Raw genomic sequence first — 22,349 nt, forward strand, 5'->3', positions numbered from 1 at the left:
ACTCTTCGGGTGGGGACGAGGGGAACGCCGCGGACGCCGGTGAGGCCGAGGGTGACGGTGCCGCGGATTCCGCCGTGCCGGAGGACTCTTCGGGCGGGGACGAGGGGAACGCCGGGGACGCCGGCGGGGACGAGGCGAGCGCCGGGGACGCCGGCGGTGGCGAGGAGAGCGCCGGGGGTGACGACCGGCTGCGGGCGGCTGTGGCTGCCTGGGTGGCCACGGCGGACGATGAGCCGGCGGAAGGGGACGCGGAAGCCGAGGGTGACGGGGGTGAGACCGAAGGCGCGGTGACGTCCGAGGGCGCCGAGGACGCTGACGGAGGCGCGGCGACGTCTGAAGCCGCCGAGGACGCCGACGGAGACGTGGCGACATCCGAGGGCGCCGATGAGGGCACGGAGGGCGGTGACGAGGCTGCTGGTGGGGCTGAGGCGGCTGCCGAGGCCGACGCCGAGCCGGAGGCCGATGCTGAGCCGGACGCCGACGCTGAGACTGGCGTCGCCGCCTCCTCTGGCGACGTGGACGCCGCCGGTGATGCCGGGGCGGCTGACGCCGGGACCGAGGCCGGCAGTGAGGCCAAGGTCGCTTCCGGGGCGGGCGCCGAACTTGAGGGCGACGCGGACGCCGACGGTGATGCTGAGGCTGACGCGACGGCCAGGGCCGATGCGGAGGCTGACGCCGAGCCGGAGGCCGAGTCCGAGGGCGATGCGGATGCGAAGACTGAGGCCGACAGTGAAGCCGGGGTCGATTCGCAGGCTGACGCTGAGCCGGAGGGCGACGTCGATGCCGAGACGGGTGCCGATTCCGAGGGTGGTGCTGAGGCTGCCGCGGAGGGCAAGGTCGGCAGTGAGGCCGCGGCTGAGTCCGAGCCGGAGGCTGGCGCCGAGCCGGAGGCCGAGGCTGATTCCGAGTCTGAGGGCGACGTCGATGCCGAGACGCGTGCCGGTTCTGCGGATGAGGCGGATGCCGACGCTCACGCGGCGGCCGAGGCCGACGATGCGGCCGTGGCTGGCTCCGGCTCCGAGCCGAAGGCTGACGCCGAGCCTGAGGGTGACGCCGACGGTGAGGCCGCGGCTGACGCCGAGCCTGAGAGTGACGCCGGCAGTGAGGCCGCGGCTGACTCCGAGCCCGAGCCCGACGCCGACGTTGAGCCGGGTGCCGGAGCCGGGGATGGTGGCGTCGGCGCCGAGGGCTCTTCCAAGGCCGACAAGCGCCCCGTAGACCAGCCCACCGCTGTCTTCAAGGCCGTGCGGCCGTCCGCGCCCGCTGTTGATCAGCCGACGACCATGCTGAAGTTTGGCGGGGTGGCCAAGCCGGAGCCCAAGGACGCCGACCAGCCCGAAAAGGCCGACGAGGGCCCGTCCCGCAAGCCCGTGGCCGACGTCGAGCGGACCAGTCGGTTCGTCGCGCTCAAGCCGCTCGACGAGCCACGTCCCGCCGCGCCGGACGTCACCAGTGACGTGCCGCAGGTCGGGCCGGAGCGGACGACGCAGCAGCCGTTGCCGCCGAAACCGCCGCTGGATCTGCTGGCGGAGCTGACGAACACGCCGCCGCCTCCGCAGACGCCGCTGCGCACGGCGGCGCGGCGGGTCAAGATCTGGACGCCGTTGGTCCTGCTGCTGGTGATTGTCTTCGGGGTCGTGCAGAGTGTCCGCCCGCTCCCGACGCCCACTCTCGACCTCACCGCGAAGGACGCCTACACCTTCGAGGGCGGCAAAGTCGACATCCCGTGGCCTTCCGACGGGCAGGCCGCCCTCAACGTCCAGGGCATCGGCACCTTCGGCAGCTCCGGCGACCAGAAGCCCGTCCCCATCGCCAGCGTCGCCAAGGTCATGACGGCGTACGTGATCCTCAAGGACCACCCGCTCAAGAGCGGCGAGGACGGCCCGAAGATCAAGATCGACCAGACCGCACAGGATCAGTCCGACGCCGGCCAGGAGTCCACCGTCGACGTCACCGCGGGCGACTCGATCACCCAGCGCGAGGCGCTGGAAAGCATCCTCATCGCATCCGCGAACAATGTCGCCCGTCTCCTCGCCCGCTGGGACGCCGGCTCGGAGAAGGCGTTCGTGGAGAAGATGAACGCCGCCGCCGAGGACCTCGGCATGACCAACACGACGTACACCGACCCGTCCGGGCTCAACGACACCACTGTCAGCACCGCCGTGGACCAGGTGAAGCTCGCCGAGGCCGCCATGGAGGCACCCGCCTTCCGCGAGGTCGCCGCGATGATGTCGTACGACGACTACAAGGGCGTCAACCACTCGAACTGGAACCAGCTCGTCGGCAAGAACAACGTCGTCGGCATCAAGACCGGCACCACCACCTCCGCCCTCGGCAACCTCGTCTTCGCCGCCAAGAAGGACATCGGCGGCGAGACCCGCACCATCGTCGGCGCGGTCATCCGGCAGCCCGCCGGCGGCCCCGAGAACACCATCATCAGCGCCGCACTCGACGGCGGCGACAAGCTGATCCGCGCCGCCCAGGACGCCCTGCAGGCCGCGACGATCATCAAGAAGGGCGAGGTCGTCGGTTCCGTCGACGACGGCCTCGGCGGCCGCACCCCGGTCGTCGCCACCAAGGACGTCACCGCCGTCGGCTGGTCCAGCCTGAAGGTCAAGCTGGACTTCGCCGCCGACGCCGTACCGCATACCGCGAAGGCCGGCACCAAGGTCGGCACGCTCACCGTCGGCGACGGCAGCACAGCCGGTGCCGTGAAGGTGCCTGTCGCGCTGCAGACCGACCTCGGCGAACCGGGCTTCACGGACAAGCTCACGCGCGTCGCCTGATCCCGGGCGCGACGTTTTCCGCCGTCGCCCGCCGCTCGGCGCCCACCCGGGAGCCGAGCGGCGGGCCACGTGTTAGCGTCGCGAATCGGGGCAGCTCACCGCTCACGGGACGCGCCCGGAAAAGCCGCAGGGACGCGGCAGGCAACGCACGGGGAACGGGACGCGTCCTGAAGAGAACAGAAGACGGGACACGGGGAGTGCCTTCAGGTGGCCACTGCGGAGCCGAAACACGCAGACGACGCCGGTCCGGATCCGGGATCAGGCCCGCGAATACGCGTGCCCGCCCCACAGGCCGACACTGAGCACGATGGTGCGACGGCGGCGCTCAAGCGTGCCGTCCTGACCCTCCGTGAACGGTTCCTGCGCCACCCCGTCCTGTCCGTCGCCGCCCTCTCCGGCGCCCTGCACATCGTCTGGTTCTTCACGTTCGCGAACAGTGGCGGCGACCTCGCGGCACAGGACGCCTGGGCCGAGTTCGTCGGCCGGCACCCGGACTCCGCGTACAACCTCGCCTGGTACGGCGGTATGCACCCGGTCTCGTACAGCGTGGTGTCGCCGTATCTGATGTCCGTCTTCGGTGTCCGTACGTCGATGATGATCGCGGGGACGATCTCGGCCGGCCTGCTGACGCTGATCCTGCTGCGCAGCCGGTCCGTGAAGAACCCGCTGTGGGCCGCGCTCGCGGGGGTCTTCGCGTTTCTGTGCAACGCCGCGTCGGGGCGGGTGACCTTCGGTCTTGGCACGGTGTTCGCGCTGGGCGCGGTCGCGGTGGTGTTCTGCTGGCCGTACCGCTGGCGCTACAGACGCTGGGCGAAGGCGCTGTGCGCGGCCCCGCTGGCGGCGCTCGCCACGATGGCATCGCCGGTCGCGGGCCTGTTCGTCGGGCTGGTGGCCGTAGCCCTCTTCCTGCAGAAGCGCCGGCCGGGCGCCTGGGCGCTGGGGCTCGCGCCCGCGGCCGTGGTCGCCGTCTCCGCCTGGCTGTTCCCCTTCTCCGGCACCCAGCCCATGTCCGTCGGCTCGGCGTCGCTGCCGCTGCTGTACTCGGTGTTCGTCTACGCCGCCGTGCCGCGCGAGTGGAAGACCGTACGGATCACGGCCGCCGTGTACGGGCTCTCGGTCCTGCTGGTGTGGCTGATCAGCTCGCAGATCGGCTCCAACATCACCCGGCTGCCGATGCTGTTCGCGGGTGTGGCGCTGGTCGCCGCGCTGCCGTTCACAGTGCCGCGCACCCGCAAGTGGTACGCGCTCGTCGTGGTCACCGTCGGCTTCAACGCATGGATCGGCTTCAAGTCCGTGGACGACGTCGTGAACACGACCCCGACCGCCTCCTGGGCCCGCGAGCTGGCGCCGCTCGTCAACGAACTCCAGGAGGTCGGCGCCGAGAAGGGCCGCGTCGAGGTGGTCCCGGCCAGCTCCCACCGCGAGGCCTCCGCGCTCGCCCCGTACGTCAACCTGGCCCGCGGCTGGAACCGCCAGGCCGACATGGGACGCAACCCCCTCTTCTACGACGACACGCTCAACTCCGCGAACTACTACGAGTGGCTCAGGCGCTGGGCCGTCCACTTCGTCGTGCTGCCCAAGGGCAAGGCGGACGGCGACGGCGGTGAGCGCGAGCGGGAGCTGGTCCAGCGCGGCATGCCGTATCTGAAGCAGATCTGGGGCGATGCCAACTGGCAGCTGTTCCGCGTCACCGATCCGACGCCGCTCGCCGAGCCCAACGCCGTCGTCGAGCGCACCGAGCAGACCGAGCTGACCATGAAGGTCACCGTGCCCGGCCGCATCATCGTCCGCATCCCGTACTCGCCGTGGCTGAGCATCGTCGACGCCGAGGGCAAGAAGCTCGAGGCCCCGCAGGAGACGGACGCCTCCAAGGACCGCCCCGACGGCACCCCGAAGTCGTACGACAACGTCAACGGCTGCCTGATGGAGGCCGAGGAGGACGCGGACGGCGACAAGTGGACGGTCCTGCTGGCACCGAAGGCGGGCACCTACCGGCTGGGGGCGCCGTACGGGGTGCCGCGGGGGACGCCGTGTCCGGAGGAGCTGAGGTAGTCACGCGAACGGACCCGCGCGACGGACCCGCGTAACGGAAGGACAACGAGGCGAACGCGGGCCGGGGGCCGGGCGTCACAGGTGTGTATCGCTCGTCATGCCCTGGGGGACCCATGCGAACACACCTGACACGGATCATCGCGCTCGTCCTGTTCGCCGTCGTCGGTTGCGGCAGTGAGGCGGCCGGTGGGGCCGGTGGCAACAGCTCGGCGCCGGACACGAAGGAGCGCGCCGGACAGGTCGCCGAGGCCTGGGACGGGTCTGCGGCCGCCGAGGCGTACAGCAAGGGCTACTACCCGATGCAAGGCCCGGTCCAGCGGCCCGAGGGCGGCTGGCGCGACGCGGAGGACGAGGAGGCCTACGCCACCCAGAACTTCGCCCTGAGCGCCGAACTGCCCAGGACGCACAAGGGCGGCAAGGTGACATGGCAGAGCGGAGAGACGCTCACGCTGGACCTGATGGGCGCGCGGGAGGCGTACGAGACCCTGGCCGGCAACAGCGGCGAGGGACCGCGCCTCACCGTGACCGGGGCGGAGCTGGGCGAGATGACGCAGGCCACCAGCCGTGGTCCGGCGACCGTCCCGGCCTGGCTGTTCACGCTGGAGGGCTACGACACCCCGCTCAAACGGGTCGCCATCGGCCCGTCGAAGGTCCCCGAGCCGCCCATCGGTCCGGCCGCGGAGGGGGTCTCCGCTGATCTGTGGGATCTCGGCGGGGTGGTCGAGGTGGCCGGGGACGGCCGGTCGGTGACCGTCGTGGCCCACCATGGAGCCTGCGACGACGGGCCCGCCGTGGACGTACTCGAGACGGACGGCAGTGTGGTGCTGTCGGGGTACATGGTCGGGACGGACGACGGTCTGTGCCAGGACAGCCTGCACGCCCAGGAGAAGACGGTGGAACTGGACCGGCCGGTGGGCGACCGAGTTCTGCTGGACGCGTTCACCGGCCGGCCGCTCGGTCCTGCGAGGCACTGAGCCCTCAGCGATCTTTCGCGTCCACCTTTACCGGAAACGCGATGTCGCACACCGGATCCTCCGCCCCCGCCGCATCCCAGTCGGCGAAGTACACCTCACGGCAGGGGCCCGCGTGTTCCAGCCCTTCCTTCGCGATCCACTCCTCCACCGCCTCGAACGCGGCGATGATCTGGGGGTAGGCCACCTGCGCCTTGGTGATCCTGGTGTAGGCGAACCGCTGTGCGGGATCCACCCGGACCTTGGTCTCCCAGGTCCGCCCCTGTGCCTCGGCCCACGCCCGGGCCGCGGTCTCGTCGGCGACGGGGACGCAGGCCTCGGCGGGCCCGTCGCTCTCCATCGACACCTCGGAGTGGTACACGACGAAGGGCGGCGCCGTGATGCCCCCGCACTCCCGTGAGGCCGCCTCCAGGCGCCCCAGCGAGGCGCCGATCCACGCCGGCAGCTCGTCCGCCAGCGTGTGCCTGGTCTCGGTGATCACCACCTGCGCCGGTACGTCCACCGTCTCGACCTCGAACTTCCCGTACATCTCGGAGCTCCTCCCCGACAGCCGTCCACGGAGGTACTCGGCGAGCGTCCGCTGCCCCGACACCCGCGCCTCTACGTCCGCCCAGTACGCGGCGAGCAGTCGCGCGGCCTCGTCACCGTCGGCCGCCTCGACGATCTCGGCGATCCGGGCGAGCGGCATGTCCAGCTGCCGCAGCAGGGCCACGAGCCGGGCGTGTTCGGCCTGGTCGGCGCGGTAGTAGCGGTAGCCGCTGGCCTCGTCCACCTGGGCCGGGGTCAGCAGTCCGAGCCGGTCGTACAGCCGCAGGGCCTTCGCCGAAAGGCGGGCCTTGGCGGCGAACGCCCCGATGGTGAGCAGTTCGTCGTCCACCACGTCATCCTCCGTCACCGGGCGCCTTCCGCCCGGTGACATGGACGCTCACCCTTGCCCCTGGGGCAAGGTCAAGGAGCTGCTGGGCGGGTCGGTCGTTGGCGGCGGAAGGAAGCCGCCGGTTATCGAAGGAAGAAGTTGAGAAGAGCGTCGGTGCGCTTGCTGAAGGGGGCATAGAGGAGGCGGGCGGCGTTCCAACGGCCTTGCACGTAGATGCCCTTGGGGTGGCTGAGCGTCCTAAAGCCCTCGATGCCGTGGTACTGGCCCATGCCGCTCGCGCCGACGCCGCCGAAGGGGAGGTCGTCCTGGCCGACGTGCATGATGGTGCCGTTGACGGTGACATTGCCGGAGGTCGTGCGGTCCAGGACCCTGCGCCGGTCCGTGTCGTTGCTGCCGAAGTAGTAGAGCGCGAGCGGTCGTGGGCGTGCGTTGACGTAGTCGATGGCGTCGTCGATGTCGCGGTAGGGGAAGACCGGGAGGATGGGGCCGAAGATCTCCTCGTGGGCGATGCGCATCTCGTCGGTGACGCCGAGTACGACGGTCGGTGCGAGGGTGTGCGGGCGGTTCCCGGCCTCGCCCGGCCGGTGACCGACCTCGATGATCCGTGCCCCGTGGCTGCGGGCGTCTTCGATCAGGTCGGTGAGGATCGCGTACTGCTTGTCGTTGACGATCGAGGTGTAGTCCTCGCTGTTCGGGCCGTCGGGGTAGGCGGCCTTCACGAGTCGGTCGTAGCTGTCGATGAAGGCGTCGATCTCGGATTCGTGCACCAGGGCGTAGTCGGGGGCTATGCAGGTCTGACCGCCGCTGAGGAGCTTGCCGAAGACGATGTCGGACACGGTCCGGTCGGTTACGTGTCCCTTGGCGACGATGGTCGGGGACTTGCCGCCCAACTCCAGCGTCACGGGGACGAGGTTCTCGCTCGCCGCCCTCATGACGGCCCGTCCGACCTCGGTGCTTCCGGTGAAGACGAGATGGTCGAAGGGCAAGGAGGAGAACGCGCTGCCGTCGCCGCTGACCATCGTGACCTGCTCCTGCGGGAAGAGTTCGCTGAGCATCGACGCGAGCACGGTGTTCGTCGCCGGGGTGAACTTCGATGGTTTGAGCATGACGCGGTTGCCGGCGGCGATCGCGGTGACGACCGGCATCAGGGAGAGGTTGACGGGATAGTTCCACGGTGAGATGACCCCGACCACGCCGAGCGGCTGGTACTCGATGCGGTTGGTGCCGAAACGCATGGGCCAGGCGGTGTGACGGCCGGTCGGGCGCATGAACCGGCGGAGATGGTGGTCCAGGTAGTCGATGCCCTGGACGACGCCTCCGAGTTCCATCATCGCGGTCTCGTGGCGCGAGCGGTTTCCGAAGTCGGTGCTGATGGCCTCCTCGATGGCGCTCCGCCGGGCGATCAGTGCCGCTTTGAACCTGCGCAGATCGCTGCGCCGCGCCGCCAGTGAGGGCGCTCCGTCGCGGAGATAAGCAGCGCGCTGAACAGCGAGGATACGACCGAAGCGCTCCGCGTCCGTGGGCTGTGAGGTGGCTTCCGTGATGGTCATGATCTTGTTTCCTTACTGTGGCTGGGCCGGTGAGGGCGACGGAGGAGCAGTGCCGGTCAGCGGCGGGCCATCCGGCCCATGAACCGGACGATCAGGCGGCGCGGCAGGAACTTGCTCGCGAGGGCCAGCGGGCGGCCGTTGGTGATCACCGACGGGGGCGCGGAGCGGCGGTCGAGCGTGTCGAGGGCGGTCCTGACGACGTGGTCCGGGGTGACTCGCCGCGTGCCGTAGTCGGCCGACTGGCTGCCGGCGACGTCGTAGAACTCGGTCTTCGTGGCGCCGGGGCATACGGCGAGGACGTGTAGGCCAGTGCCGCGGCTCTCCTCCCACAGCGATTCGGTGAAGCTGAGGACGAAGGCCTTGGTGGCGCCGTAGACGCTCAGGTACGGGGTCGGCTGGAAGCCCAGCAGGCTCGCGACGTTGATCAGGATGCCGTTGTCTGCGGAGGTCAGCGGGCCGATGTAGGCGCGGCTGAGGTCGACCAGCGCGCTGACGTTCAGCGCGATCATGCTCTGCAGGCGGTCCGGGTCCTCGTCGGTGAGGGCGTTGTGGGTGGCGAAGCCGGCGTTGTTGACGAGGCCGGTGGCGTGGATGCCGCGGGATTCGAGTTCGGCGCGCAGGGTGCGGCCGGCGTCGGGTTGGCCGAGGTCGCGGGCGATGACGGTCACCGTGACGCCGTGGGTGCGGGTGAGTTCGTCGGCCAGGTCCCCCAGCCGGTCCGCGCGGCGGGCGACGAGTACGAGGTTCGCGCCGCGGGCGGCCAGTTGCCGTGCGAACTCCGCGCCGAGGCCGGAGCTGGCGCCGGTGACGATGACGGTCTGGCGGCGATAGTCGATTTTGCTCATGGCTTCACTCTACGCATGCTTTTGCACTGAGTGCAAGATACTGCATCTCGCGAAGAGATGTACCATCGGTGCATGGCTCAGAAACCGGCACCCCTTCGTGAGCAGACCCGCTCGATGGTTCGCGCGCTCCTCGCCAAAACCGCCCTCGAACTGTTCGCCGCCAAGGGGTACGACGACACGACACTCGACGAGATCGCTGCCGCGGCGGGTGTCTCCAAGCGGACCCTGTTCAACTACTTCCGCAGCAAGGAAGACCTCGCCCTCAACGGCCTTGCCGAGCAGGGTGAATTGATCGCCGCGCGGCTCGCCGAGCGCCCGGCCGACGAGGACCCGTGGACGTCGCTGCGTGCGGCGTTCCAGGCGCTCGAGGAGATGGAGACCACCGCCGAGCGGCGGCTCGAGCTGGTCACCCTGCTGTTCGGCAATGAATCCCTGCGCGCCGGCCACGCCGAGAAGCAGGCGCGCTGGCAGGACCTGTTCGCGCCGCTGATCGAGCCGCGACTGCCCGACTCCGACCACCGTGCCCTGCAGGCGCGCGCGATCGCCGCCGCGGCGATCACCTGCCTCCAGGCAGCAGTAGAAGAGTGGATGCGCCTGGGCGGAGAGGTCGACCAGCTCGACCTCTACGACGCGGCAGTGCAGGCCATCCGCCGCCCGGCCTCACAACCAGAGAAGAAGACGACATGAGCAAGCGCCTGCCCCCCGCCGACCTGCCGAACATGGCCGCCGCCCTCCGCGCCGAACGCGCCGAGATGCTGAACTTCACCAGCGGCCTCACCGACGACGAATGGACCGCGCCCAGCGCCGCGGCCGGATGGCGCATCGCCGACGTCGTCGCCCACATCGGTGCCACGGCCCGGAGCTTCTACATGCCCTCCGGAATACGCACGACCTTCGCCGCCAGCCTGGAACAGGCCAACGAAGACCCCGTCGGCCGACGGCGGAACTGGAGCCGCGCCAAGGTGATGGCCGAGTACGAGGGCGCCAGCCGACGAGCCACCACGATCCTCGACGTGGTCAGACGCACGCCCGCCGCCCGAGTGCGGGTACCGCTGGCCGAACTCGGTCGCTTCCCCCTGGGTCTGCTGATGGCCGGCGCCCTCGTCTTCGACCACCACACCCACCTGCGCCACGACATGGCCCCGGCGCTCGGCCGGCCCGCGCCGCCCACCGACGCGGACAGGATGCGCGCGGTCCTGACGTGGATGATCGCCGTACTGAGCAATCAGGTCGCGCAGGCGCCGGTCGCCGGGCTGGACGCCCGCGTCGCACTGACCCTCACCGGCCCCGGCGGCGGGACCTGGTGGTTCGACGAGGCAGGCGGCCTGGCTCCGTCCGACGGCAAGGTGGCCGCGCATGTCACCGCCCCCGCGCTGACCTTCCCCGACTGGGGCACGCAGCGGTCGTCCTGGCGTGACAGCGACGTGACGGTCACCGGCGACGCCGAACTCGCCGCCCGCTTCCTCGACGTCGTCAACGTCATCTGACCGGGGCGGCCCGGGATTTGCTGGCCTCGTCCTCGTCCTCCTCACCGGGCACCGTCCGCCCGGTGACAAGGACGCTCACCCTTGCCCCACAGGCAAGGTCAAGGGCAAGAAGCCGCTAGGCCAGCTGGGCCTCCACCGCCGCCACGATCTCCGCCGACTCCGGCTCGGTCTGCGGTGAGAAGCGGGCGACGACCTCGCCGTCGCGGCCGATCAGGAACTTCTCGAAGTTCCAGCGGATGTCGCCGGCGTGGCCCTCGGCGTCGGCGAAGCCGGTGAGGCGCTCGTACAGCGCGTGCCGGTCGTCCCCGTTGACCTCGACCTTCTCGGTCATCGGGAAGGTCACGCCGTACGTCGCCGAGCAGAACTCGGCGATCTCCTCGGAGCTGCCGGGCTCCTGGCCCATGAACTGGTTGCAGGGCACGCCGAGCACGGTGAAGCCCTGCGCGGCGTAACGCTCCTGGAGCCGCTCCAGGCCCGCGTACTGCGGGGTCAGCCCGCACTTGGAGGCCACGTTCACGATGAGGACGGCCTTGCCCTTGTACTGGCCGAGGTCCGCCGCACCGCCCTGGAGCGCAGCGATGTCGACGTCGAGTACGGAATTGCCGGTGGTGTCAGTAGTCATGAGCGGATGCTAACCGCGACAGGTGTCGGCACCGTTCTGAGCGTCGACGAGAACCTGCCCCGCCGCCGTCCGCGAGTACAGCACCGACCGGCCCGCCCTACGCCGTTCCACCAGCCCCGCGTCCAGCAGGATCTTCACATGGCGGCCGACCGAGCCGAGGCCCTGGCCGGTCAGGGCGACGAGCTGGGTCGTGCTCAGCGGGGAGTCGAGCAGGACGAGCAGGGCGGCCCGCGCGGTGCCGAGCAGCGCGCCGAGGCTCGCGGGCGGAGGTCTGTCCGATACGTCGGCCAGGGCGCCCCTGCACGGGTAGATCACCGCGTATCGGCGCTCGGGTTCCGCCCAGGACACCCAGCCCGCCTTCGGAGTCACCGGCACGAACACCAGCTCCGCGCCGGAGATCTCGCGGGGCGGATATTCGTGCAGGTTGACCTGGAACCGGCTGTCGCCGAGCCAGCGTGTCCCGGGCCGCAGCCCATCCAGTACGGCCGCCCAGCCGCCCCGGCTCACCTGCGCGAGCCGGGCGATCACGTCGGCCTCCAGGATGCGCCGTCGCCGGGGCCAGTACGGCCGTACGGTCTCGGTCCAGACGTAGGACAGGAGGTCGGCCGCGCGGTCGGGGAGGTCGTCGCGGTCGAGGGCGGTGGGGAGGGGGCCGGCGAGGGAGACCTTCAGGTGCGCGCGGGCGTCCTCCGGGCGGGCCGCGCGGACGCGGGCGAGGCCCTCCTCGAAGGTCTCGCCGTCGCGTGGAGTGGGGGTGAGGAAGTCGGCGATCCAGCTGCGGCCGAGTCCGGAGCGGACGAGGAGAGCGGTGACGGGGTCTATGTCCAAGTGCTGCTGGTAGGCGGGGAGATGGGCTTGCAGCCAGGCACGCTCGCCGGGGTGCGCGGCCGTGCCCGCGTGCAGCAGCTTCAGGCTCGCGAAGGTCTCGGCGAGCGGGGAGAGGACGAAGCGGCTGCGGGCGAGGGTGTCGGCGTTGATCTGCCACCAGCCCATGGACGTACGCCACCTTTCGCTTCTGCGCGAAACAATAACTCCCGCGACCGTGGGCGCCCGAGACTCCGCGCATGACCAAAAGCGTGACCGACGGCGTGACCGACGGCGTGACCCACGGCTACAAGTCCCTGTTCCGGACACCGGAGTTCACTCCGCTCTTCCTCACCTCCGCGGCGAGCGTCGCCGCGCAGACGATGGCCGGGCTGGCGCTCGGCACGCTCGTCTACCGGGCGACCGCGTCACCGCTGCTGTCGGCGGTGAGCATGTTCGGTCCGTCGCTGGCACAGATGGTGGGCGCGACGCTGCTGATGTCGGGCGCGGACCGGCTGCCGCCGAGGGCGACGCTGGCGGGTATCTCGGTCGCCTTAGGGGCCGCTACGGCCGTGCTGGCCGCGCCCGGACTGCCGATCTGGGCGGTCTTCGTCGTCGTCCTGGCGCAGGGGCTGGTCGCGTCGCTCGGCGGGGGAGTGCGGTGGGGGCTGCTGAACGAGGTGGTGGCCAAGGGCGGGTTCATGCTGGGGCGTTCGGTCTTCAACATGATGAGCGGGCTCGTGCAGATCACCGGATACGCGGTGGGCGGCGCGCTGCTGGCGGTCCTGTCCCCGGGCACAGTCCTGCTGCTCGCGGCGGTGCTGCACGGCACGGCCGCGCTCGGCCTCCGGCTCGGCCTGACGGCCCGCCCACCGCGCGCGTCGGGCCGCCCGTCGGTGACGGCGACCTGGCGCGCGAACGCCCTGCTGTGGTCGTCCCGCCCACGCCGGTACGTCTTTCTCGCCCTCTGGATCCCCAACGGTCTGGTGGTCGGCTGCGAGTCGCTGTACGTCTCCTACGCCCCCGCCGACGCGGGCACCTTGTTCGCCTGTGCGGCGCTGGGGATGTTCGTCGGGGACGTGACGGTGGGCCGGTTGCTGCCGCGGAGGGTGCGCGGACGGCTCGGCGTACCGCTGCTGGTCCTGCTGGCGACCCCGTACGCCTTCTTCTTCCTCCACCCGCCACTCCCGCTCGCCGCGGTCGCGGTCACCCTCGCGTCGGTCGGGTTCGGCGCGAGCCTGGTGCAGCAGGAGCGGTTGATGTCCCTCACCCCGGACGAACTCGCGGGCCAAGCCCTGGGCTTGCACTCCTCCGGAATGCTCACGATGCAGGGCGTGAGCGCGGCACTGGCGGGGTCCGTGGCCCAACTGACCTCGCCGGCAACCGCGATGACCGTCATGGCGCTGGTGTCGCTCGGGGTGACGGCGGCGCTGGCACCCGGGTTGTGGCAGACGCGTGAGCCCTACGGCTTGCGCCCCACGCCGCAGTAGGCGTCGACGGCGACCGGGTCGCCGTACTCCGGGCGCCACTCGGTGACCTGGACGACGCCGGGCTCCACGAGTTCGAGGCCGTCGAAGTATCCGGTGATCTCCTCGACGCTGCGTACGTGGTACGGCACCGCGCCGCTCGCGTTGTAGGCCTCCGACGCGGCGATCATGCCCTCGCTGGTGGCGGTGCTGTCGCTGATCACGAGGTAGCTGCCTGGCGGCAGGCCCGCCATGAGCTCACGTACCAGCCCGCGCGCCTGCTCGTACTCGGCGACGTGGCCGAGGGTGTTGAGGATCATCAGGGCGACCGGCTGAGAGAAGTCGAGGGTGCCGGTGGCGGCTTCCAGGATGCCCTTCGGGTCGTACAGGTCGGCGTCGAGATACGCGGTCCTGCCCTCGGGTGTGCTCGTGAGCAGGGCGTTGGCGTGGGTCAGCACGATCGGGTCGTTGTCGACATACACGATCCGGGCGTCCGGTGCCACGCGCTGGGCCACCTCGTGCGTGTTGTCGGCGGTCGGCAGACCGGTGCCGACGTCCAGGAACTGCCGTATGCCCTGCTCACCGGCGAGGTGGCGGACGGCACGCCCCAGGAAGTGCCGGCTGGTGACCGCCACGTCGACCAGGCCGGGGAAGATCTCCTTGATGTGGTCCCCGATCTCGCGGTCGACCGGGTAGTGGTCCTTGCCGCCGACGAAGTAGTTCCAGAAGCGGGCCGAGTGCGGCTTGGTCGTGGGGTCCGACGACACGGGAGACCCTCCTCCTCGGGAGTGCGGGTGATCGGTGCGGTGATCGAGTCACCAACTTAGGTCAACTCGGCGCGTATGCGGGGGTGTTCGAGAAAGCGCTTGCGCGATGTCTTGACGTGTCCCTGCCCTAGTGGGTTCATGGGAGCGCTCCCACATCTCTATCGATGCTCACGTTGCTCACGCTCATTCATTCCTCTGGAGCCTCTGGAGTCGCAGTGAGAACTACGAGAAGCAGCATGAAGAGCGCAAAGAGTCCCGTCACCGCGTTACTGGCCCTCCTGGCCCTCCTCGTGGGCCTGTTGGCCCTCGGCACGGCCCCCGCCCACGCGGAGCCGCCCGGCGCCCGGGCCACCGGCCTCCACATCAGCGACGGCCGTCTGCTCGAAGGCAACGGCAACGACTTCGTCATGCGCGGCGTGAACCACGCCCACACCTGGTACCCCGGCGAGACGCAGTCCCTGGCGGACATCAAGGCGTTCGGCGCCAACACCGTCCGGGTCGTCCTCTCCAACGGCCACCGCTGGACGCGCAACAGCGCCGAGGACGTGGCCGCGGTCGTCGCGGACTGCAAGGCCAACCGGCTGATCTGCGTGCTGGAGGTGCACGACACCACCGGCTACGGCGAGGAGGCCGCGGCCGCCACGCTGGACTCGGCGGCCGACTACTGGATCGGCCTCAAGGACGTCCTGGCCGGCCAGGAGAACTACGTCATCGTCAACATCGGCAACGAGCCCTGGGGCAACACGAACCCCGCCGGCTGGACCGCCCCGACCGTCGCCGCCGTACAGAAGCTGCGGTCGGCCGGATTCGAGCACACGATCATGGTGGACGCGCCCAACTGGGGCCAGGACTGGCAGGGCGTGATGCGGGCGAACGCCCGGACCGTGTACGACGCCGACCCCACCGGCAACCTGATCTTCTCCATCCACATGTACAGCGTCTTCGACACGGCACAGGAGATCACCGACTACCTGAACGCCTTCGTGACGGCCCGACTGCCCATCCTGATAGGCGAGTTCGGCGGTCCTCCCGACCAGTACGGCGACCCCGACGAGGACACGATGATGGCGGCGGCCGAGCAGCTCGACCTCGGCTACCTGGCCTGGTCCTGGAGCGGCAACACCGACCCGATCCTCGACCTGGCGATCGACTTCGACCCGGGCCGGCTCAGCTCCTGGGGCCAGCGCATCTTCAACGGCCCGAACGGCATCGTCCAGACGTCGAAGGAGGCCACGATCTTCGGCGGCACGGGGGCGGACACCCAGGCCCCGACGGCCCCCGGCACACCGACGGCGTCCTCCGTGACCGCCACGTCGGCCACCCTCACCTGGCCCGCCGCCACGGACAACGTGGCCGTCACCGCGTACGACGTGATCCGGGTCCAGGGGATGTCCGATCTGCCGGTCGCCGCTTCGAGTACGAACACCGTCACCCTCACCGGCCTCACCCCCGACACGACGTACACCTTCGCCGTCCACGCCCGCGACGCCGCCGGCAACCGCTCGGCACGCTCGGCGACGGTGAGCGTCACGACGGACGAGGCGGCGGGGGTGGGCTGCTCGGTGGGCTACCGGGCGGTGCACGAGTGGACGGGCGGCTTCCAGGGCGAGATCGTGATCCGCAACACCGGCACGACGCCGCTCACCGGGTGGAGCCTGGCCTTCACCTTCGCCGACGGACAGACCGTCACCAACATGTGGGGCGGGACGGCGACCCAGAACGCGGGCACGGTGACGGTATCGCCCGCGTCGTACACGTCCACCATCCCGGCGGCGGGCTCGGTGACGGTCGGGTTCACGGGGAGCAAGGGAGCCACGAACACGGCACCGACGTCCTTCAGGCTCAACGGGGCGGTCTGCGCAAGCGCGTGAACTGTCTACTCGTCGTCCCCGACACGCACGACCGCCAGCGTGATGTTGTCGGGGCCGCCGGCCTCGATGGCGGTCTTCCAGAGTTCGAACGCGGCCCGTCCGTCGTCGTGTTCGCGCATCACCTTGTCGAGGACGTCGGTCGGTACCGGGTCGGTCAGACCGTCCGTGCAGATGAGGTAGCGGTCGCCGGGGGACAGGGGCAGGGACGTCACATGGGGGCGGACGGGGCGGTAGGTCGGGCTGCCGCCCAGGCACTGGGTGACGAGGGAGGTGGTGCGCTGCCCGGGTTCGAGCGGCCCACTGTCGTCGACGCTCACCTGACGCAGCCCGTCGGGGGAGGCGGCGAAGACGCGGCTGTCGCCCACGTTGAACACGAGCAGCGCATCGGGCTGTACGACGGCGCCGGCCACCGTCGTTCCCATCGTGGCGAGTTCGCCGCCCGCGTCGCCGCCGGCCGCTTCGTACACGGCGCGGTTGCAGGTGCTCAGGGCGCTGCGTACGGCGTCCTCGTCGCTCAGTGCCGCACCGACCGCCGCGAGTTGGCGTGCGACCAGGGCGCTGGCCACCTCACCGCCGGGATGCCCGCCGAGTCCGTCGGCGACGGCGACGACGAGCGGTGTGCCCAGCGGGAAGGCCAGGGTCTGCGGGTTCTCGGTGACGGTGGCGCACAGGGTCCACGGGCCGACGACGAGACTGTCCTCGTTGCGGTCCCTGAGCAGCCCCGGATGACTCAGCGCACTCACGGCGACGTACGGCATACGACACCATCACCGCCCACCGCGTCCACCGCTGTCCTGTCGTTCACTGCTCCCTTTCCACGTACTCCTTGAAGGACTCCAGATCACCGCGGACGAGCCGCTCGATCGCGTTCGCCTGCGCGAATCCCTTCGGCCCGCCGAAGATCTCCCTGATGGTGCCGGGGTCGTACTCGAGTCGCGCCTGGACCCGGGTGTGGTTCTGGTCGGTCGGCTGCAGCGAGAAGGAGCCCGTCAGCTCCGCGGCACCCGTGGTGTGCCACTCCATCACACGTTCGTCGCCGTGGTCGGAGACTTCGGCCGCGAACTCCCGTGCCCGTCCGCCGGCTTCGACGTCCAGATGCGCCCGCCCCCGCGCCTCCGGACGGGCGCCCCGCACTCCCGCCACGAAGCGCGGATAGTCCTCCACCCGGTGCAGTCTGTCCCAGGCCCTGTCCACCGGGACTGCGACATCGATGTGCTCTTCGAGGGTGCTCATGGCCCACCTCCGGGTTCGGCTCATGACGCACGGTCCTATGTGTCCTGTGCTTCCAGTGTGCGCCCGGTTCGGGGCCGTCCGGGTGCTTCCTCGCCGGCTCGCGGATCACGGCGCGTCGCTGGTTTCTATCACCATTTTTCATATTAACCTCCCGTAACTGTAGGAAGTCGATCTGTCGCGGATCGCACACACCAGCACCACACCTCACTTCCGGAGATGACATGCACAAGCTTCACAAGGCTGCCGTCGTGGTCGTCGCTCTCGGCAGCGTCGGGATCCTGAGCGCCGGCACCGCCTCCGCCAACGACGGGCACGGCGGCAAGAGCGTCATGCAGAGCTCGCACTGCAAGTCGCACGACCTGAACGTCGACGTCCTCGGCCAGGTCGGCATCCTCAACGGCGTCCTGGGCAACGCGCTCAACGGCGAGGGCAAGGCGGGAAGCCAGGACACCCACGTGGGCTCGACCATGGGCTGCAACAACAGCGCCTTCTAAGGCCGCGCCTCTTCGGTGAGTACGGGGGCACTCGAAGCCCCAGGGGCCCGATCCGCTTTCTGGATCGGGCCCCTTAGCCGTGCCGCGCCCAGGGGTGCCGTGGTCAGCACTCCCCCGGGGAGGCGACCGCGGACAGCCCGCCGGTGAACGCCCCGACGGCGAGCGCGGCGATGGTGTCCGGCTCCACGGCGGCACCGTCCTCGCCGACGCCTTCAGGGAGCGTCAGCCAGTGAGCGACCACCGCGTCCACGTACCCGAGACAGCCACGGACCGCGAGGGCGGTGACGGGGGCGGGGGTGGTGGTGGCGGGGGCGGACCCGTCACCGCCCCCGCCCTCGCCCGCGTCGTCCACGGACGCGAGGTCCGCCAGGATCTGTGCGGCCACCTCGTCCCGCAACCGTTCGAACGCGGCGGCGGCCTCCGGCAGGGCGGCCTCGTGGCCCCCGCGCAGCAGGGAGAGAACCCCGGCCCGGTGGGCGCGCGCGTACTCCGCGTAGAAGCGCACGCCTGCCGCGAACCGCTGCGGCGACGGCGGCCCGGGCAGCGCCCGCAGCCCGTGCCGGATGCTGTCCGCGGCGGTCTCGATGACGGCCAGGTACAGCGCCCGCTTGCTGCCGTAGTAGAAGACGACCAGTGGAGACGAGACCTCGGCCGCGTGGGCGACGTCGGCGACCGAGACGCCGGCGTACGGACGGTCGCTGAACAGCTCGCGGGCCGCGTGCAGGATCGCCTCCCGGCGCTCCCGCGGCTCCAGGCGCCGCCGCGTCGTCGCGCCCGGCTCGCGTGCCGGGGCGGCCGTCCCCTCGCCTCCGTGCCCGTCCCGGTTTCCACTGTGCGGCATTCGCCCGAACCCGTTCTGTGTCCGCCAAGGCTGTCGCTAGAGTCCTGTACACAGGCTGTTGAACGCGCGTTCAACCGTTCGACCGTGAAGGCGAGCCGAGTGCCGATGAGTACCGCACCCCTCCACACCGCACCTGTCCACCCCGCACCCGTCCAGACCGTCTGGTGGCAGTTGCACCCCCTGACCTTCCTCGGCGCCGAACCGCGGGCGCTCCCCGCCGACGCCCCCTGCGCGCACCGGCTCGGCAGGCTCGAACCCTGGCTCGACTACCTGGTCGAACTCGGCTGCGACGGACTGGCGCTGGGCCCGGTCTTCGCCTCCTCCACCCACGGCTACGACACGGTCGACCACTTCCGCGTCGACCCGCGCCTGGGTACCGACGAGGACTTCGACCGGCTCGTCGCCGCCTGCCGGCAGCGCGGGGTGAAGCTGCTGCTGGACGGCGTCTTCAACCACGTGAGCCGGGACTTCGGCCCCTTCCGGGACGTACGGGCGCACGGTGCCGCGTCCGCCTACGCCTCCTGGTTCCGGATCGACTGGTCGGTCGACGGCCCGGACGGCTTCGGCTACGCCGACTTCGAGGGCCACCGCCACCTGGTGGCCCTCGACCACGCCGAGCCCGCCGTCCAGGACCACGTCCGCCGGGTGATGGACCACTGGCTGCGGCGCGGCGCGCACGGCTGGCGCCTCGACGCCGCCTACGCCGTGCCGTCGTCCTTCTGGCGGGACGTCATCGGCCCCGTGCGCGCGGACCATCCGGACGCGTGGTTCCTCGGCGAGGTGATCCACGGCGACTACACCGCGGCCGTCAGCGACGGCGGGCTCGACTCGGTGACGCAGTACGAGCTGTGGAAGGCCCTGTGGAGCTCCCTCAACGACCACAACTTCTTCGAACTGGCCTGGACGCTGGACCGGCACAACGGCCTCGCCGCGCTCTTCCAGCCGCTCACCTTCGTCGGCAACCACGACGTCACCCGCATGGCCAGCAGGCTCGACGACCCGCGCCACCTCGCCCACGCCCTGGCCGTGCTGTTCACCGTCGCCGGGACGCCGAGCGTCTACGCGGGTGACGAACAGGCCTTCCGCGGCGTCAAGTACGAGCGGGAGGACGGCGACGCGGAGATCCGGCCGGCCTTCCCCGACAGCCCCTCCGGGCTCGCGCCCCACGGCCGGCCCGTGTACCGGCTGCACCAGAACCTGATCGGGCTGCGGCGGCGCCACCCCTGGCTGGTCCGGGCCCGTACCGAGGTGCTGCACCTGGACAACCAGGCATTCGCCTACCGGGCCGTCGACCCCGAGAGCGGCGCGCGGCTCGCCGTGCTGCTCAACATCTCCGACTCCCCGGTGGACTTCCCGTCCGTCGACGCCTCCGCCGAACGACTGCTCGCCGGCGCCCCGTACGACGACGCTGCCGACGCCGGCCCGACGCACCGGGTCGCCCCGCACGCCTGGGCCGTACTCGAGCTCCCGTCGTCAGGCGACCTCCGCGCTCACTGAAGGGGAACAAAGTGATAACAGCAGGCAACGGGAAGGGGGCTGGTGAGGTCTAGTCCGCCATGAAGATCTCTTTCCTGATCCACAACGCCTATGGCATCGGAGGCACGATCACCACGACCTTCAATCTGGCCCAGGCGCTGGCCGCGCGGCACGATGTGGAGGTCGTCTCGGTGTTGCGGCACAGGGAACGTCCCAACTTCGCCCTGGACCCGAGGGTTTCCCTGCGGCCACTGGTGGACTTGCGGGAGGAGAAGGAACATCCACTTCATCTGAGACCCGCGAGAGTGTTCCCGGCGTCCGAGTACCGCTACCGGCAGTACAGCGAGTTGACGGATCAGCGGATCGGTGAGTGGCTGAACGCGACCGACGCCGACGTGGTCATCGGCACTCGACCGGGGCTCAACGTACATCTCGCGTCGCAGGCCCCGCGCCATGTCGTCCGCGTCGGGCAGGAGCACCTCACGCTCGACAACCACTCACCGTGGCTGCGCACCACGTTGCGCCGGGCCTACCGCCGTCTCGATGTGCTCACCACGGTCACGGAGGCGGACGCTGCCGCGTACCGGCGCAAGATGCGGTTGCCGGGCGTCAGAGTGGAGGTGCTTCCCAACAGCGTTCCCGATCCGGTGCTGCCTGCCGCGGACGGCACCGCGAAAGTGGTGGTCGCGGCCGGGCGGCTGGTTCCGGTGAAGCGTTACGACCTGCTCGTCGAGGCGTTCGCCCGGGTCGCCGCCGAGCACCCGGACTGGCAGCTGCGGATTTACGGAAAAGGGGAGGAACAGGCCCGGCTGCGGCAGCTCATCCAGAGCCTGGGCCTGTGCGACAACGTCTTTCTGATGGGTGCGGCCGCGCCCATGGAGGCGGAGTGGGTCAAGGGCTCGATCGGCGCGGCCGCGTCCAACTTCGAGCCGTTCGGCATGACCCTGGTCGAGGCGATGCGCTGCGGACTGCCCGTGGTGAGCACCGACTGCCCGTACGGACCGGGCGAGATCATCAAGGACGGGGTCGACGGCAGGCTGGTGCCGGTCGGGGACCGAGACGCGCTGGGCGACGCTCTGCTGGAACTCGTCGGTGACGACGAGCGGCGCCGGCGGATGGGCCGTACGGCCATGGAGAACGCGCGACGCTTCGCCCCGGCCCCCGTCGTGGAGCAGGCCGAGCGCCTGATCGGCGAGGCGAGAAGGGCCGGGCGGCCGGTCGCACCGGAACCCGGCCGGATACATCGCGCCCTGATCAGCCGGGGCTTCGGCGCGCGCGACGCCGCCCATGCCGCGGCCGGCAGTGCGCTGCGCACGGTACGGAGGGGACGGCGATGAACAGGGAACCGGGCACGACACAGGACGCACAGCTCCGTGCCGACTGCACGGCCGAAGTGGATGGCCGAATCACCTTCCACCTTCCACCACTTGGGAAACCGGACTCCCAGTCGGCCCAGTCGGCCCAGTTGCTGCTGCGGCTGCGTCCCAAGAAGGGACAGCCCGAGGAGACCCTTCGTGTCCTCGATGTCGAAGCGGTGGGCGACGGCGGCCGTCGCGCCATCCTGGAGTCGCGGCCCTCTCTCGCCGAGGGACGGTGGGACGTGTACCTGCTCCCCGAACCGGGAGCGCCGCGACAGCGGCTCCGCCCCGGTCTGCGGGACCTGCGAGCCCTCGTCGACGGACACACCCGTGACTGGCCGTCGCCGGTGGCGGTGCGGGTTCCGTACACCACCAAGGACGGCTATCTCGCGGTACGGGCCTGGCTGCGCACCGCCCATGCCGAGGTCGAGGGCATCGAGGTGACGGACCGGTCGATGACGGTCAGGGGGCGGCTGCATGGCGCCACGCTCTCCGCGGGAGCCGTCGTACGTCTGCGTGCCAGGGGTCCCAAGGGCGCTGTACGGACCCGGGAGCCACAGGTCGAGAATGCCGGCCGGCGCTTCTCCTTCACCGTGGACCACGAAGAGTTGGCCGCCGCCGACGCCATCGGAACCCGCGTCTGGGACATCAGCGTTCAGGCTCGACCTGCGGAGGGATCCCCTCTCATCCGCGTCGGTCGCCTGCTCGACGACGTGGCGGACCGCAAGGAGATCTTCGTGTACCCGTCGGCCGCGGTCGGCGGTGTCGCCGTGCGTCCCTACTACACGGTCGACAACGACCTCTCCGTGGAGGTGACAACCGCCGAGTGACCGCGCCGGGCGGGTGGCT

The 22,349-nt window shown here is 70.5% G+C and carries 20 protein-coding genes; 11 read left to right on the forward strand and 9 right to left on the reverse strand.

Annotated elements, in window-relative coordinates; translation table 11 throughout:
- Positions 1-515: 515 nt before the first annotated feature.
- The 3 genes from OG828_RS28600 to OG828_RS28610 all read left to right on the forward strand — a co-directional run bounded on the left by OG828_RS28600 (position 516) and on the right by OG828_RS28610 (position 5,812).
- The gene (locus OG828_RS28600) at positions 516-2,786 is read left to right on the forward strand and encodes a serine hydrolase (protein WP_443062520.1); all 2,271 of its coding nucleotides are present in this window, start codon (positions 516-518) and stop codon (positions 2,784-2,786) included.
- 207 nt (positions 2,787-2,993) lie between these two features.
- Complete coding sequence (locus OG828_RS28605) at positions 2,994-4,838, forward strand: MFS transporter (RefSeq protein WP_328502741.1); 1,845 nt, start codon at positions 2,994-2,996, stop codon at positions 4,836-4,838.
- 113 nt (positions 4,839-4,951) lie between these two features.
- Entirely contained in the window at positions 4,952-5,812 is an 861-nt protein-coding gene (locus OG828_RS28610) for a hypothetical protein (protein WP_328362834.1), read from the forward strand.
- A gap of 4 nt (positions 5,813-5,816) precedes the next feature.
- Here OG828_RS28610 and OG828_RS28615 read toward each other — a convergent pair whose 3' ends face one another.
- From OG828_RS28615 to OG828_RS28625, 3 genes are all read right to left on the reverse strand, one after another.
- Positions 5,817-6,704 (reverse strand): MerR family transcriptional regulator, encoded by an 888-nt coding sequence (locus OG828_RS28615; protein WP_328362836.1) that lies wholly within the window; start codon positions 6,702-6,704, stop codon positions 5,817-5,819.
- Positions 6,705-6,808: 104 nt separating this feature from the next.
- Entirely contained in the window at positions 6,809-8,236 is a 1,428-nt protein-coding gene (locus OG828_RS28620) for a coniferyl aldehyde dehydrogenase (RefSeq protein WP_328502742.1), read from the reverse strand.
- Positions 8,237-8,292: 56 nt separating this feature from the next.
- Positions 8,293-9,081 (reverse strand): SDR family NAD(P)-dependent oxidoreductase, encoded by a 789-nt coding sequence (locus tag OG828_RS28625; RefSeq protein ID WP_328502743.1) that lies wholly within the window; start codon positions 9,079-9,081, stop codon positions 8,293-8,295.
- Between the two features lie 72 nt (positions 9,082-9,153).
- Between OG828_RS28625 and OG828_RS28630 the strand changes: the two genes are divergently transcribed.
- Together OG828_RS28630 and OG828_RS28635 are read left to right on the forward strand one after the other, a co-directional pair.
- Complete coding sequence (locus OG828_RS28630; protein WP_328362843.1) at positions 9,154-9,768, forward strand: TetR/AcrR family transcriptional regulator; 615 nt, start codon at positions 9,154-9,156, stop codon at positions 9,766-9,768.
- A complete protein-coding gene (locus tag OG828_RS28635) occupies positions 9,765-10,568 on the forward strand; it encodes a maleylpyruvate isomerase family mycothiol-dependent enzyme (protein ID WP_328440145.1) in 804 nt (267 codons plus the stop codon). The genes OG828_RS28630 and OG828_RS28635 overlap by 4 nt, the downstream gene beginning before the upstream one ends.
- Before the next feature lie 115 nt (positions 10,569-10,683).
- Here OG828_RS28635 and OG828_RS28640 read toward each other — a convergent pair whose 3' ends face one another.
- Together OG828_RS28640 and OG828_RS28645 are read right to left on the reverse strand one after the other, a co-directional pair.
- Positions 10,684-11,190 carry a glutathione peroxidase gene (locus OG828_RS28640; protein WP_328502744.1) on the reverse strand — a complete coding sequence of 169 codons (507 nt, stop codon included), beginning with the start codon at positions 11,188-11,190 and terminating at the stop codon, positions 10,684-10,686.
- 9 nt (positions 11,191-11,199) lie between these two features.
- Complete coding sequence (locus OG828_RS28645) at positions 11,200-12,183, reverse strand: winged helix-turn-helix domain-containing protein (RefSeq protein WP_328502745.1); 984 nt, start codon at positions 12,181-12,183, stop codon at positions 11,200-11,202.
- 71 nt (positions 12,184-12,254) lie between these two features.
- On the opposite strand from OG828_RS28645, the gene OG828_RS28650 reads away from it, so the two are divergent.
- Positions 12,255-13,484 (forward strand): MFS transporter, encoded by a 1,230-nt coding sequence (locus tag OG828_RS28650; protein ID WP_328502746.1) that lies wholly within the window; start codon positions 12,255-12,257, stop codon positions 13,482-13,484.
- Here the strand turns inward: OG828_RS28650 and OG828_RS28655 are convergent.
- Positions 13,457-14,227 (reverse strand): SAM-dependent methyltransferase, encoded by a 771-nt coding sequence (locus tag OG828_RS28655; RefSeq protein ID WP_328502747.1) that lies wholly within the window; start codon positions 14,225-14,227, stop codon positions 13,457-13,459. The genes OG828_RS28650 and OG828_RS28655 overlap by 28 nt on opposite strands.
- Positions 14,228-14,463: 236 nt before the next feature.
- Between OG828_RS28655 and OG828_RS28660 the strand changes: the two genes are divergently transcribed.
- The gene (locus OG828_RS28660) at positions 14,464-16,098 is read left to right on the forward strand and encodes a cellulase family glycosylhydrolase (protein ID WP_328502748.1); all 1,635 of its coding nucleotides are present in this window, start codon (positions 14,464-14,466) and stop codon (positions 16,096-16,098) included.
- A 5-nt stretch (positions 16,099-16,103) separates the two neighbouring features.
- Here the strand turns inward: OG828_RS28660 and OG828_RS28665 are convergent, their stop codons facing one another.
- Together OG828_RS28665 and OG828_RS28670 are read right to left on the reverse strand one after the other, a co-directional pair.
- Positions 16,104-16,856 carry a PP2C family protein-serine/threonine phosphatase gene (locus OG828_RS28665; protein ID WP_328440152.1) on the reverse strand — a complete coding sequence of 251 codons (753 nt, stop codon included), beginning with the start codon at positions 16,854-16,856 and terminating at the stop codon, positions 16,104-16,106.
- Positions 16,857-16,899: 43 nt separating this feature from the next.
- A complete protein-coding gene (locus tag OG828_RS28670) occupies positions 16,900-17,331 on the reverse strand; it encodes an SRPBCC family protein (RefSeq protein ID WP_328362867.1) in 432 nt (143 codons plus the stop codon).
- Positions 17,332-17,552: 221 nt separating this feature from the next.
- Here OG828_RS28670 and OG828_RS28675 point away from each other — a divergent pair, with 221 nt between their 5' ends.
- Positions 17,553-17,825 carry a hypothetical protein gene (locus OG828_RS28675; protein ID WP_328362870.1) on the forward strand — a complete coding sequence of 91 codons (273 nt, stop codon included), beginning with the start codon at positions 17,553-17,555 and terminating at the stop codon, positions 17,823-17,825.
- 103 nt (positions 17,826-17,928) lie between these two features.
- On the opposite strand, the gene OG828_RS28680 is transcribed toward OG828_RS28675, so the two are convergent.
- Positions 17,929-18,666, reverse strand: a complete 738-nt coding sequence (locus OG828_RS28680; protein ID WP_328502749.1) for a TetR/AcrR family transcriptional regulator — start codon at positions 18,664-18,666, stop codon at positions 17,929-17,931.
- 105 nt (positions 18,667-18,771) lie between these two features.
- Between OG828_RS28680 and OG828_RS28685 the strand changes: the two genes are divergently transcribed.
- From OG828_RS28685 to OG828_RS28695, 3 genes are read left to right on the forward strand one after another with little or no spacing between them, the layout of a single operon-like run.
- Positions 18,772-20,163, forward strand: coding sequence for an alpha-amylase family glycosyl hydrolase (locus OG828_RS28685; protein WP_328502750.1), 1,392 nt, complete (start codon positions 18,772-18,774; stop codon positions 20,161-20,163).
- A gap of 59 nt (positions 20,164-20,222) precedes the next feature.
- Positions 20,223-21,479, forward strand: a complete 1,257-nt coding sequence (locus OG828_RS28690; RefSeq protein WP_328502751.1) for a glycosyltransferase family 4 protein — start codon at positions 20,223-20,225, stop codon at positions 21,477-21,479.
- On the forward strand, positions 21,476-22,330 hold the full coding sequence (locus tag OG828_RS28695; protein WP_328502752.1) for a transferase: 855 nt from the start codon (positions 21,476-21,478) through the stop codon (positions 22,328-22,330). Before OG828_RS28690 ends, OG828_RS28695 begins: the two co-directional genes overlap by 4 nt.
- The last annotated feature ends 19 nt before the right edge of the window (positions 22,331-22,349 follow it).

Source organism: Streptomyces sp. NBC_00457, assembly GCF_036014015.1.
Lineage (GTDB): Bacteria > Actinomycetota > Actinomycetes > Streptomycetales > Streptomycetaceae > Streptomyces.

Excerpts from the sequence above, each read along its gene's own strand:
- OG828_RS28610 (WP_328362834.1), top strand. The coding sequence starts at position 4,952 with ATGCGAACACACCTGACACGGATCATCGCGCTCGTCCTGTTCGCCGTC.
- OG828_RS28620 (WP_328502742.1), bottom strand. The coding sequence starts at position 8,236 with ATGACCATCACGGAAGCCACCTCACAGCCCACGGACGCGGAGCGCTTC.
- OG828_RS28625 (WP_328502743.1), bottom strand. The coding sequence starts at position 9,081 with ATGAGCAAAATCGACTATCGCCGCCAGACCGTCATCGTCACCGGCGCC.
- OG828_RS28630 (WP_328362843.1), top strand. The coding sequence starts at position 9,154 with ATGGCTCAGAAACCGGCACCCCTTCGTGAGCAGACCCGCTCGATGGTT.
- OG828_RS28635 (WP_328440145.1), top strand. The coding sequence starts at position 9,765 with ATGAGCAAGCGCCTGCCCCCCGCCGACCTGCCGAACATGGCCGCCGCC.
- OG828_RS28640 (WP_328502744.1), bottom strand. The coding sequence starts at position 11,190 with ATGACTACTGACACCACCGGCAATTCCGTACTCGACGTCGACATCGCT.
- OG828_RS28645 (WP_328502745.1), bottom strand. The coding sequence starts at position 12,183 with ATGGGCTGGTGGCAGATCAACGCCGACACCCTCGCCCGCAGCCGCTTC.
- OG828_RS28650 (WP_328502746.1), top strand. The coding sequence starts at position 12,255 with ATGACCAAAAGCGTGACCGACGGCGTGACCGACGGCGTGACCCACGGC.
- OG828_RS28660 (WP_328502748.1), top strand. The coding sequence starts at position 14,464 with ATGAAGAGCGCAAAGAGTCCCGTCACCGCGTTACTGGCCCTCCTGGCC.
- OG828_RS28665 (WP_328440152.1), bottom strand. The coding sequence starts at position 16,856 with ATGCCGTACGTCGCCGTGAGTGCGCTGAGTCATCCGGGGCTGCTCAGG.
- OG828_RS28670 (WP_328362867.1), bottom strand. The coding sequence starts at position 17,331 with ATGAGCACCCTCGAAGAGCACATCGATGTCGCAGTCCCGGTGGACAGG.
- OG828_RS28675 (WP_328362870.1), top strand. The coding sequence starts at position 17,553 with ATGCACAAGCTTCACAAGGCTGCCGTCGTGGTCGTCGCTCTCGGCAGC.
- OG828_RS28680 (WP_328502749.1), bottom strand. The coding sequence starts at position 18,666 with ATGCCGCACAGTGGAAACCGGGACGGGCACGGAGGCGAGGGGACGGCC.
- OG828_RS28685 (WP_328502750.1), top strand. The coding sequence starts at position 18,772 with ATGAGTACCGCACCCCTCCACACCGCACCTGTCCACCCCGCACCCGTC.
- OG828_RS28690 (WP_328502751.1), top strand. The coding sequence starts at position 20,223 with ATGAAGATCTCTTTCCTGATCCACAACGCCTATGGCATCGGAGGCACG.
- OG828_RS28695 (WP_328502752.1), top strand. The coding sequence starts at position 21,476 with ATGAACAGGGAACCGGGCACGACACAGGACGCACAGCTCCGTGCCGAC.